Genomic DNA, 11,492 nt, shown 5'->3' on the forward strand with positions numbered 1-11,492 from the left:
CCCCCGCGACGGGCGGCAGCCTCGGAACCCCGGAGGTCCCGAGGCTGTGTCCTCAGGCGGCGAGGGCGGACCGCCCCGGCATGGCCCCGCCGCGCACCGCACCCGGCGCCGTGGAGCCCCATTGCACCGCATGGCCCTCGGGCAGCGCCCGGCTGTTCGGGGCGGCGAGCCAGATGCGCATCAGAACGCGGGAGGTGCCGGAGGCGGCATCGTCGGCATAGGCGGTGCGGCCGTGATAGGTGACGTGCTGGTTCATCAGCTGGATCTGCCCGGCCTCGAAGGGCAGTTGCAGGCTCAGCTCGTCCGCGATGGCGGCCAGCATGTCCATGGCCTCGATCTGCTCGGGCCGCAGTGGCGGCACGCCGGGCTCGGCATGGGCCATCTCGACATAGGTGCGGGAATACTGGCTGGTGAAGGCGCCGGTCGGCCCGCGCGAGAAGACGGGCATGGTGAAGACGCGGTCGGAATGCCCCTCGCCCTCCTCATCGGCCGGGCGCATGCGGTGAAAGTCGCCGTAGAGCACCTCCAGCAGGTCCGGCCGGCGTTCGGCCAGCGCGTCATGGATGGCCACCGTCGAGACGATCCGGCTTTCCCCGCCCGCGATGCCGTTCGAGGCGCAGAGCAGGGCGAGCACGTCGCACTTGTCCGTATGGAAGCGCAGCGGCCCGGTGGAGCGGGAGCGGGCCCGCGCCGAGGGCACGGCGCCCGAGGCATCCGGCCCCGTCACCGCGGCCCCGACGCCGGTCTCGTCCTTCACCTCGGCGAGGATCTCGCCCGCGGTGTTCTGCGGCAGCGGCGTGCCCAGATGGGCGCAGAGCCCCCAGAAGACGGTCTTCAGGTCATCGGGCGCGTAGCGCTCCACCGGCAGGCCTGAGATGCGGACGAGGCCACGCCCCTCCTCCAGCTCTGCCGAGACCGCCTCCAGCAGGGGCCGTGCGGAGGGCAGCGGAAAATCCGCCGCGCGGATGCGGGGCAGGGGCAGGCCCCGCTGGTGGATGCCGGCGAGGGCCGCGTCGATCTCGGCGATGGCCGCCGGCTCGAAGCGGAACACCCAGCTCGGGTCACGCGCCATCTCGGCGCCGGTCCAGGCGGCGCGGCCGCCGATGGGCTGAAGGAGGTCGGTCTGCATGCGCCGACCGTCGCGCGCTCCGCCGGGCCCGGTCAATACGCTTCTGGCATGGCGGCTGCATCCGCGCCCGGCATCCTGCATCCCGGATTTGGGCGCCGCCGGGCGGATGCGGCAGGATGCCGGAACTCGCGCCTGACCAGGGGAATCCATGACCGATCTGCGCCGCCGCAACCTCGCTGGGCTCCTCGCCGCCTCGGCGCTGGCGAGACCCGCCCTCGCACAGGCGCCCTGGCCCTCCAAGCCCATCCGCTTCATCGTGCCCTGGCCGCCAGGCGGGCTGAACGACCTGATCGCGCGTGGCTACAACGACCAGGTCTCCAGACGCCTGGGCGCGACCATCGTCAACGACTTCAAGGCGGGGGCGGGCGGGCGGATCGGCGTGGCCGAGATCGCGCGCGCGGCGCCGGATGGCTACACGATCGGGATGGGCAATCTCGGCCCGCTGACCATCTTCCCGCATCTCTACCGGGACATGCCCTACGATCCCCGGCGCGACCTAGTGCCGGTGACCATGTTCGCCGCCTCGCCGCTCGTCCTGGTGGTGAACAAGGACCTGCCGGTGAACAGCGTGGCGGAGCTGATCGCGCTGGTGAAGTCGCGCCCCGGGCGGATGAACGCCGCCTCGGTGGGCGTCGGCACCGCCCAGCACCTCATCTTCGAGATGTTCAAGGAACGCGACGGCATCCAGATGGAGCACGTCCCCTACAAGGGCACGAACGAGTCCCTGCCCGCCATGCTGCAAGGGGACGTGCATGCCATGTTCGACACCTTGCCGCTGATGCTGCCGCAGCTGAGGGCCGGCGCCATCAAGGCTCTCGCCGTCACGACGCCGCAGCGCATCGCGCAGCTGCCGGATGTGCCGACCATGGTGGAATCCGGCTACCCCGATGCCGATGTCGTCACCTGGTACGCCGTCATCACCCCGGCCGGAACGCCCCGCCCGGTGATCGACCGGCTCTACGAAGCCTATACGGAGGCGGCGGCGACGCCGGAAGTGAAGAAGCTTCTGGACGACCAGGGGCTGATCTACCTGCCCAACACCCAGGGCCAGTTCGCCAGCCGCATCGCCACGGAATCCGACCGTTGGGCCCGCATCATCCGGGAGCAGAAGATCAGCGTGCAGTAGCCCCTCAGCCCGGCGCCCGCACTTCGTTCACCAGCGCCTGGCCCCGCTCGAAGGCCGTGATGCTCTCGAGCGTGGTCGCGCAGATCGTCCCGAAGGCCTCCCGCGTGAAGAAGGCCTGGTGGCCGGTCAGCAGGACGTTGGGAAAGGAGACGAGGCGCTGGATCAGGTCGTCGTCGATGATGTCGCTTGAGCGGTCCTCGAAGAACAGGCTCGCTTCCTGCTCGTACACGTCGATGGCGAGCCCGCCGAGATGGCGGCTCTTGAGCGCGGCGATCACCGCCTGGGTGTCCACCAGCCCGCCACGGCTCGTGTTCACCAGCAGCAGGCCAGGCCTGGTGAGCGCCAGGAACGCGTCATTCACCACGTGGCGCGTGGACTCCATCAGCGGGCAGTGCAGCGAGATCACGTCGCTGTCCCGCGCCAGGACGTCCAGCCCGACATAGCGGCCTCCGAGCGCCTCGAAATCCGGATGCGGGAAGGGGTCGTGGCCCAGCACCGTGCAGCCGAAGCCGGCCATGATGCGCGCGAAAACCCGCCCGATCTTCCCGGTCCCGATCACCCCGACGGTGCGGCCGTGCAGGTCGAAGCCCATCAGCCCGTCGAGTTCGAAATTGCCGTTCCGCGTCCGCTCATAGGCCTTGTGGATGCGCCGGTTGAGCGCCAGCAGCAGGCCCACCGCGAACTCCGCCACCGAATGCGGCGAATAGTCCGCCACCCGTGTCACCCGGATGCCGAGTCGCGCGGCGGCGCGCAGGTCGATCTGGTTGAAGCCCGTGGAGCGCGTGGTCACCAGCCGCGTGCCGCCCGCCGCCAGGGTCTCCAGCACCGCCGCGTCCAGCTGGTCGTTCACGAAGATCGAAACGGCGGGAAAGCCGGCCGCCAGCGCCACCGTCTCCGGCTCCAGCCGCGCCTCCTGGAAGGTCAGCGCATGGCGGTGCGCGGCATTCAGCTCCGCCAGCATGGCCCGGTCGTATCGCTTGGCGCTGAAGACGGCGACCTTCATCGGGCAGCTCCCATGGGAATGTTGGCGAGAGGCTGGCCTATCACGCCTCCTCCAGCCCGTGCGATCCCCGGCCCGCGCCGCGCGTTGCCACCTGCGGTCAGGATACGGGGAGGAGAGCGGTTGGCATTGCTGACGCGGGAGGATCTGCGGCGCCATTCGCCCTTCGCCTGGGCGTGCCTCGCCGCCCTCCTCGCCATGGCGGCCTGGTTCTGGAGCCTGGGCAAGGGCAATGCCGCCATGGGCACGCTGGTCGCCACTCTCGGATGCCTCGGCCTCATCTTGCCCCCCCGCGAACGGATGGAGGTGCTGCCCGCGCGCCTGCGCGCCCTGCCGCGCTGGCTGGACGCCGCCCCGGTGCTGGCCACCCTCATCTCCAGCCCAGGCTACGGGCTCAACTGGTTCTACGGCGTGAATCCTTACGACGAGGTTGTGCATCTGCTGAGCGGGGCGCTCGCCGGCGCCTTCTTCCTCGGGCTACTCATGGCGGACGGGAAGCCCCGGCGCACCGCGCACCTCGTCCTGGCGGCCACAGGCTTCGGCCTCGCCCTCGGCATCGGCTGGGAGATGTTCGAATGGGCCGCGGGGCTGATCGGCGACTGGACCGATACCTGGACCGACGTGCTGCTCACCGCCTCCGGCGCCGCCATCGCCGCCGCGCTGGCGGCCTGGCAGCAGGGCAGGGATGGGTGAGGCAGTGCGGGTCGCCACCTACAACGTCCATCGCGGGCGCGGCCCCGCCGGCCGCTTCCGCCCCGAGCGGATCGCCCAGGTCATCGCCGAGATCCGCCCGGACCTGATCACCCTGCAGGAGGCGCAGCACTACCTCCGCCCGGGCAAGCCGATGTTCGACGCCCCTTGGTTGGAGAAGTCGGCCGATCTTCGCCCGCTGTCGGTCACGGGCCGGCCGGACGAGCAGGGCTGGCGCAGCAATGTCCTGCTCCTGCGCCCGCACGCGACGCTGCTCTCGCCACCACGGGGGCTGCGGCTCGGCGGCTGGGAGCCGCGCGGGGCCATCCTGGCGGAGCTGGACCTGGGCGGGGGCCCGTTCCGGCTGGCCGCGGCCCATCTCAGCCTCGGGGCCGCAACCCGGCGGCGCCAGGGGCAGGCGCTGCTGCGAGCCCTGGGGACCGGCCCGCCCCTGCCCACGCTCCTGATGGGCGACCTCAACGAATGGCGGCCCGGCGCCTCGGTGCTGGGCCTGCTCGAACCCGTCTTCGGTGCGCCGGCCCACCCTCCGACCTTCCCGTCCTTTCGCCCCCTCCTGGCCCTCGACCGCATCCTGGGCCTCCCGCACGGGCTGGTGCGGTCGGTGTGGGTGCACGACACTCCGGCGTCCCGCCGGGCCTCCGACCACCTGCCCCTGGTGGCGGAGATCGACACCGGCTTGCTGGGAAGGGGGATGGCCGGCGGCGGAGAGGGCGCTGCCCTCTCCGAACCTCACTCGCCAAGGGCCTGAGGCCCTTGGAACCCCGTCTGACTGCCGTGGATACCCTGATCGAAGGGATCTCTGGGCGGGGTGCTGACCCTGCCGATGCAGTCGCCTGAGGTCATCGACCTCAGGCGCACCGTCAGCCCCGTGATTCCAAACTTCTAGAAAAAGATGATGGTGAGGGGTCCGGGGAGAGGAAGAATTCCTTCTTCCTCTCCCCGGGACAGACCACCAGCCCAGGAACCAGCCTCACCCAATCCGGCGTTCGCTCGCCGGCGGCAGGAAGCGCTCCGTGAACATGTCCGCGGCCTTGGGCGGGTTGCTCACGCCATAGGCTTCGGCGTTCACCCGGATCAGCGTCTCGGCGCGTGCCAGGTCGATCGCGCCCGTGCCGTTCGCCTTCACCGCGGGGGTGAGAATGGAGCGGTCGCGCGTCATCGCCCAGCGGCGCTTCTCCAGCGCCTCGTCGAAGAGCGGCTCGCGCCGCTTCAGCGCGGCCATGCCGGCATCGGGCTCCGCGATCAGCATCTTCAGCCCTTCGATGGAGGCCTTCACGAAGCCGGCGGCCTGTTGCGGGTTCTTTTCCAGCCAGTCGGCCCGGGCCACCACGGCACTGCCATAGATGTCGAGGCCGTTCTCGGCATAGGGCCAGGCCACGATGTCCTCCTCCTTCGTGCCGAGGCCGACGAGGTTGAAATAGGTGGTGAAGAGAAAGCCGGTGACGGCGTCCACCTGCCCCTGGGCCAGCATCGTGTCGCGCAGGTTCGCGGCCATGCTCGTCCAGCGGATGCCCGAGGCTTCGATGCCCGCGACGCGCGCGAAGGCCGGGAAGAGCATCCGGCTGCCCTCGCCCTCGGGCGCGCCCAGGCGCTTGCCCGCCACGCCCTTGGGGTCGGTGATGCCGGTCCGCTTCAGGGTGATCAGCGCCGCCGCGGTCCGGTCCAGCACCTGGTAGATCGAGACGATCCTCTTGTCCGGGTTCTCGGCGTTGAACTTCACCATGGTGGAGACGTCGGTGTAGCCGATGTCATAGGCGCCGGAGGCGACCTTCACGGCGGTGTCGCCGGAGCCAAAGCCGCGATCCATCCGCACGGCCAGCCCTTCACGGCGGAACGCCCCCCGGTCCTCGGCCAGGGCGAACATGCCGTGGTTCCCCTGCAGCGCCCAGTCCAGGCAGAAGCGGACCGGCGATTGTGCGGCGGCGGTGCGGATGAAGGGGAGGGCGAGCGGCAGGCTCGCGCCCGCGGCCAGCAGCGAGCGGCGGGGAAGGGTCATGAACGGCGTTCTCCGGTGGTCACCTGGCGCCGGTGATCGGGCGCGGCCGGTGCGGCATGCAGGAAGGATGCCGGGCTCACCCCGCCGAGGCAGTCGCCGCGCAGGCACGGTCATGCGGCTCGAGCAGCCACCGGCGCAGGACCTCGCGCGAGGCCGGGTCGCCGCGCAGCACCGCATGGCCTGTGAGCGCCGAGCGGTAGACCGTGCTGCACGGAATCGCGGCGGCGAGCGCCTCGCCCATCGCCACCGGCACCACCGGATCGCTCGCGAACAGCAGCACCAGGGTCGGCGGCAGCGGCTTCGGGGCGGCGCGGAGGCGGCCGAGATTGTCCATCGGGTGGCGGTTCAGCCACTGCACGGCGGGCAGCCAGGGCACGTGCAGGCGGATCGTGTCCGTCATCGAGGTGAAGCCGCTGTCGAGGATGAGCAGGTCGGCACGGCTGGTCGTCGTCAGATGCACGGCGGGGGCGGAGCCGATGCTCTCGCCCAGCACTGCGAGGCGCCGACCGGGCCAGCGGGCCCGTGCCCAGGCCGCGCTGGCCTCGGCCGTCGCGTTCAGGCTGGCTTCGGAAGGCGAGCCGGGGTTGTCGGAATAACCGGGATACTCGGCCGCCACGATGGGGATGCCGGCGTCGGCCAGAGCCTGCACGTCGCCCGAGGCGAGGCGGGCCGAAGAGCCGTTGCCGTGGAGGAAGAGAAGCACGGGCGCTGTCGAGTCCCGGCGGACATCCGCGAAGCGGAACGCGATCCGTCCCGCACCGGGCAGATCCAGGTATTCCCGCTGCCAGATGCCGCCCGGCAGCACCGGCTCACCACTGTGGCGGACGGGGAAGAGGTACTCGTCCTGCCGCAGATACATGGTCGCGACGGGTGCGGCGGCCAGGAGGCCAAGGACGGGGATGGCGACGATCGTGGCTTTCGCGAGCAGGCGCATGCGCCATCCTAGCCCGCCTCAACCCGAAGGCGTCACCTCCCCTGGCGCACTCAACCCGGAACCGCCGCCGGCTCGTCCATATCCACCCCGACCGAGACGGAATGCCGCCCGCCGCCGAGGATGACGCCCAGCAGCGGCGAGACATCCCCGAAGTCGCGGCCCCAGCCCAGCACCACATGCTCGTCCCGGACGAAAAGGCTGTTCGTCGGGTCCATCTCCACCCACCCCGTCTCCGCGCCCAGCCAGGCGGCCACCCAGGCATGGGACTGGTCGGCGCCCACGCGCCGCACGCCGCCCGGTGGCGGCCGGGTGCGGATATAGCCGGAGACGTAGCGGGCCGGGATTCCGAGCATCCGCAGCCCGGTGATCATCAGATGCGCGAAATCCTGGCACACGCCGGCGCGGCGCCGCAGCACCTCCTCGACCGGGGTGGAGACGGTGGTGACGCCCGCGCGAAAGGCCATGTTGTCTCGGAAGTGCGCGATCATCTCGACCATGGCCGCCCCGGCAGCCCGCCTGGGGGGAAAATGCGGAGCAAAGAAGTCACGCGCGGCCGGCACGGGCGGCAGGGCGGGGCTGGGGAAGAGGAATTCCGCCACATCCGGGTCGCGAAGCGCCGCTTCGCGGATCGCCTCCCAGGGCGGGGTGCTCTCCGGCATCGCGGCCGGGGCAGTCACCTCCACCAGCGAATCGGCTGTCACGCTGAAGCGGGTATGCGGGCGGTCGAGGTAGAACCAGGCGGTCGGGTTGCCGAAATGGTCCAGCCCTTCCTCGCGCCGCGTGGGCAGCGGGTCGCTGGTGAGGCTGGCCTGCAGCACGCGCTGGCGCGTGAGCGGCCGGGGCAGGAGATGCAGGAGGTGGGTCGCCATCTCCACCGGCCTCTCATAGGCATAGGCCGTGACATGCCGCACCCGGTAGATCACGCCGCCCCCCGTTCCGCCGTATCCACGCCCAGCAGGCGCGGCCCCGCGAGCAGGGTGAAATAGCGCCGCCCGATCGCATCCGAGAGCGCGCCGATCGACGCCTCCAGCGCGAGCAGCCGAGGGGAAATGCCGTGCGCGGCTACCGCGCCATCCAGCGCCCCGGCCACCTCCGCCGCCATGGCCTCGACATCCTGCCGGAGGCGCCTCGCGGAGGCGGAGAGGGTCGGGTCCCCCGCGCCCTCCACGCCGGCCAGAAGGGCCTCGGCCGCGCCGAGCTGAAAGGCCAGCCCGCGCGGATTGGCGGGGTCCGCCATCACCAGGTCCAGCGCCGGAGCGGGCTGCAGCACATGCAGGTAGCGCGTGCGGTAGGTGATGACGGAATCGCACAGCTCGAGCGCGAGGACGAGCGCGCTTTCCACCCGCGCAGCCGGCTCCTGCAGCAGGTGGCCGAGCAGGGCGGCGACGCTCGCGCCGCGCTCCAGCCGCCGCCCGAGATCAAGAAAGCTGTGGGCGCCCCCGCGCACCATGTTCTCGGCCGCGACGCCGGCGACGCCCGAGGCATAGCGCACCAGACCGCCGAGCGCGGCGCCCAGCGCCGCCGGGCTCGCCGCCTCCAGCAGCGCGGCGCGGGTGTCGCGTAACGGCAGGGTGAAGGCGGCATGCATGTCGCCGGTCAGCCGGTCGCGAGTCGCCTCGACAAGCCGCGCCACCTCGCCGGAAAGGCGGTGGAGCCGCCCGCCTTCCTGCCCCGCGCGGACGAGGGCGCGGCGCAGCGCGCTGTCATCGCCCGAGGTCGGCACCTCCTCAGGCTGGATCAGCCGCGCGTCCAGCAGGCAGCGCGACAGGGCGGCCACCTCCGCGAGGTCCCGCGGCAGCATGGAGGCGCGGCTCAGGCGGGCCAGGGTGGCGCGCATCAGCCGGGCGGAATCGTCCAGCCGCTCCACATAGCGCCCGAGCCAGAAAAGGTTGTCCGCCACGCGTGAGGGCAGGTCGCCCGCCGTGCGGCGGATCGCGAGCGGGGGGACGCGCAGGGCACCCGGCCCGCGGATCTCGGCGCGCTCCTCCGAGATGACCCAGACGTCCTTGCAGAGCTCCGTCGGCTGCCCTTCCTTATCCGCCACGCGCGCCAGCCCGCCCGGAAGGCAGCGCCAGCCCGCATCGTCATGCAGGAGGAAGAGGCGGAGCGTGACGGGCCGTGGCTCCAGCCCGCCGCCGGCGAGGCTCGGGGCAAGGGAAGGGGTGGGGCGCGCGACGGCGGCCCAAAGCCGCGGATCGCCCTCCGGCTCTCCGGGCGCCGCGCCCGCCCGCGCGGCGGGGAAGGCCCGGAAGGCCTCCGGCTCGGCCCGGAAGCGGGCGAGCGCGGCCGGGTCGCCGAGCCAGAGCGTCTCGGCGGAGGGCAAGTCGAGCGCCTCGCCGAGCAGGCTGGAACAGAGCGCCGGAAGGAAGGCGGGCAGCCCAGGCGCCTCGGCGAGCCCGGCGCCGGGATGGTTGTGCAGGGTCACGGAACCCGCGCGGATGACATCCAGGAGGCCGGAAATGCCGGCGGCGGTGCGGCCGCCCAGCTCCAACGGGTCCAGCTGAGCGCCGGGCAGGCGCGAGAGCAGCACGCGCACGGGCTGAAGCCCGCGCAGGGTCTTCAGGAACAGCGCCCCGCCGCGGGCGGAGAGATCCCCCACCTCGGCCAGGGCGCAGGAGAGCTCGCGCGCGAGGGTTACGTGTTCCGCCCAGGCCGGGTGGCCGACGCCGGGCGTGAGCAGCGCCACCGTAGCCGCCCCGGCCAGCTCGGCCCCGGCGGCCCGCTGCAGCACCTCGCGCCACGCATCCATGAAGGGGCGCAGCGGGCGCATCGGCACGGTGCGCACGCATTCCGGCAGGGTGCGCGCCATATGGGTGCGGTTGACGAAGACCTGCGCCAGCCCCTCCATGGCCACCACGCTGTCGCCCGTGACAGCCCAGCGCCCGTCGGGCCGGCGGATCAGCTCCGCCGCATAGGCGTGCAGGTGGCGTTCCGTCGGCATGTTCCGGCAGGGGCGCAGGAAGGCCGGGTTGGGGAAGACCAGCTCCGGTGGGAGCAGCCCGTCCCGGAGAAGCTGCTGCGGGCCGTAGAGGTCGGCGAGCATCGCCTCGAGCAGCCGCGCCCGCTGGGCGAGGCCTTCGGCCAGCACGGCGAACTCGGCGGCTTCCAGCACCAGCGGCACGGGGTCGAGCCGGCGCGCCCCGGCGCCGCGCGCGGGCGAGGGAAGCAGCCCGGCGGACCCCTCCTCCTCGAAGGCGCGGTCCAGCAGGCGCGCGCGCTCGGCCAGGCCGCCATCCGGCAGGCTGGAGAAGGCGCCCAGCAACCCGCTCCAATGCGGGCGGATGCGGCCGCGCCCGTCCACCATCTCATCGAGGGCGACGCTCACGCGGCTCTCGGCAGGGGGGCGGGGGAGGAAGGGGCGGCGCGGTGCATCGGGGCGGGTTCGGGGCGGCCTGAACGGCTGGGTGCGAGAGGGCGCGCAGCATAACGGCCGGGGCGAGCGGGGATACCCCTTCGGCGAGCGGCTGGTGTCCCGGGCCACGGCCGTGGCATCAAGGCCGCGGATCGCGCATCGGCGCGGGCATGGGGCCCGCGTGCGGAACCGGCAGGACGATAGAGGGTTTTCATGGGCACCAGATACCGCATCCAGCGGCGCAGCCTCCTGGCGGGAGGCTCCGCCTTCGCCCTCGTGCCCGTGGCCGGGGCAAGGGTCTCGGCGCAGAGCCTGGACAGGGTGGTCTTCCAGACGGACTGGCGCGCCCAGGCTGAGCATGGCGGCTACTACCAGGCCGTCGCCAAGGGCATCTACCGCAAGCACGGCATCGAGTGCGACCTGCGCCAGGGCGGGCCGCAGCAGAACCCGGCCCAGATGCTCGTCGGCGGGCGCGCGGACATGATCATGTCCAACCCCTTCCAGGCGCTGAACTACGCGCGCGACAACATGCCCTTCCTCTGCATCGCGGCCATCTTCCAGAAGGACCCGGTGATCCTCATGACCCATGAGGAGGCGGGAATCGACAGCTTCGAGAAGATGCGCGGCCGGCCCATCTCCATCAGCGCCGCCGGCCGCGTGACGCACTGGCCCTTCCTGCGCAGCCGCTTCGGCTTCGACGACAGCCAGATCCGCCCCAAGGCGGTCAGCCTCCAGCCCTTCATGGTGGACAGGAACGCCATCTACCAGGGCTTCGTCTCCTCCGAGCCCTTCTCGGCCATCCAGGCCGGGGCGAAGCCGCGGGTCCATCTTCTCGCGGATGCGGGCTACGAGGCCTACAACACCACCATCGACATCTCCCGCAAGATGATCGCGGAGCGCCGCGACGTGGTGCAGCGCTTCATCGACGCGACGGTGGAGGGCTGGGCCGACTACATGAAGGGCGAGGACGTGGCCGCGGCAAACGCCCTCATCCGCCAGCACAACCCGGAGATGCCCGAAGAGCTGATGGCCTATGGGCTGCGCGCGATGCGGGAGCGCGGCATCGTGCAGTCGAACGAGGCGCTGACGCTGGGCGTGGGCGCCATGACCGACGAGCGCTGGGACCGCTTCTACGCCATCATGCGCGAGACCGGCGTCTATCCGGCCGGGCTCGACATCCGCCGGGGCTACTCGCTGGACTTCGTGAACCGCAAGGCCGGGCTGGGCTGACCGCCCAGCGCGGC

10 protein-coding genes are annotated in these 11,492 nt (G+C 71.9%); 4 read left to right on the forward strand and 6 right to left on the reverse strand.

Annotated elements, in window-relative coordinates:
* Positions 1-52 precede the first annotated feature (52 nt).
* On the reverse strand, positions 53-1,129 hold the full coding sequence (locus tag BUB97_RS14735) for a TauD/TfdA family dioxygenase (protein WP_073136037.1): 1,077 nt from the start codon (positions 1,127-1,129) through the stop codon (positions 53-55).
* 148 nt (positions 1,130-1,277) lie between these two features.
* Between BUB97_RS14735 and BUB97_RS14740 the strand changes: the two genes are divergently transcribed.
* A complete protein-coding gene (locus BUB97_RS14740) occupies positions 1,278-2,255 on the forward strand; it encodes a Bug family tripartite tricarboxylate transporter substrate binding protein (protein WP_073136039.1) in 978 nt (325 codons plus the stop codon).
* A 4-nt stretch (positions 2,256-2,259) separates the two neighbouring features.
* Here BUB97_RS14740 and BUB97_RS14745 read toward each other — a convergent pair whose 3' ends face one another.
* Entirely contained in the window at positions 2,260-3,258 is a 999-nt protein-coding gene (locus BUB97_RS14745; RefSeq protein WP_073136041.1) for a 2-hydroxyacid dehydrogenase, read from the reverse strand.
* A 120-nt stretch (positions 3,259-3,378) separates the two neighbouring features.
* Between BUB97_RS14745 and BUB97_RS14750 the strand changes: the two genes are divergently transcribed.
* Together BUB97_RS14750 and BUB97_RS14755 are read left to right on the forward strand one after the other, a co-directional pair.
* Positions 3,379-3,948, forward strand: a complete 570-nt coding sequence (locus BUB97_RS14750) for a DUF2238 domain-containing protein (RefSeq protein WP_139281353.1) — start codon at positions 3,379-3,381, stop codon at positions 3,946-3,948.
* Positions 3,941-4,714 (forward strand): endonuclease/exonuclease/phosphatase family protein, encoded by a 774-nt coding sequence (locus BUB97_RS14755; protein ID WP_073136045.1) that lies wholly within the window; start codon positions 3,941-3,943, stop codon positions 4,712-4,714. The genes BUB97_RS14750 and BUB97_RS14755 overlap by 8 nt, the downstream gene beginning before the upstream one ends.
* A gap of 222 nt (positions 4,715-4,936) precedes the next feature.
* Here the strand turns inward: BUB97_RS14755 and BUB97_RS14760 are convergent, their stop codons facing one another.
* The 4 genes from BUB97_RS14760 to BUB97_RS14775 all read right to left on the reverse strand — a co-directional run bounded on the left by BUB97_RS14760 (position 4,937) and on the right by BUB97_RS14775 (position 10,221).
* Positions 4,937-5,962, reverse strand: a complete 1,026-nt coding sequence (locus BUB97_RS14760; RefSeq protein WP_086062213.1) for an ABC transporter substrate-binding protein — start codon at positions 5,960-5,962, stop codon at positions 4,937-4,939.
* Between the two features lie 76 nt (positions 5,963-6,038).
* Positions 6,039-6,896, reverse strand: a complete 858-nt coding sequence (locus tag BUB97_RS14765) for an alpha/beta hydrolase (protein WP_073136047.1) — start codon at positions 6,894-6,896, stop codon at positions 6,039-6,041.
* Positions 6,897-6,946: 50 nt separating this feature from the next.
* Positions 6,947-7,819 carry a transglutaminase family protein gene (locus tag BUB97_RS14770; RefSeq protein WP_073136049.1) on the reverse strand — a complete coding sequence of 291 codons (873 nt, stop codon included), beginning with the start codon at positions 7,817-7,819 and terminating at the stop codon, positions 6,947-6,949.
* A complete protein-coding gene (locus BUB97_RS14775; RefSeq protein WP_086062214.1) occupies positions 7,816-10,221 on the reverse strand; it encodes a circularly permuted type 2 ATP-grasp protein in 2,406 nt (801 codons plus the stop codon). Before BUB97_RS14775 ends, BUB97_RS14770 begins: the two co-directional genes overlap by 4 nt.
* A gap of 240 nt (positions 10,222-10,461) precedes the next feature.
* Here BUB97_RS14775 and BUB97_RS14780 point away from each other — a divergent pair, with 240 nt between their 5' ends.
* The gene (locus tag BUB97_RS14780; RefSeq protein ID WP_073136051.1) at positions 10,462-11,478 is read left to right on the forward strand and encodes an ABC transporter substrate-binding protein; all 1,017 of its coding nucleotides are present in this window, start codon (positions 10,462-10,464) and stop codon (positions 11,476-11,478) included.
* Positions 11,479-11,492 lie beyond the last annotated feature (14 nt).

The sequence above is a fragment of the Muricoccus roseus genome (genome assembly GCF_900141905.1).
Lineage (GTDB): Bacteria > Pseudomonadota > Alphaproteobacteria > Acetobacterales > Acetobacteraceae > Roseomonas > Roseomonas rosea.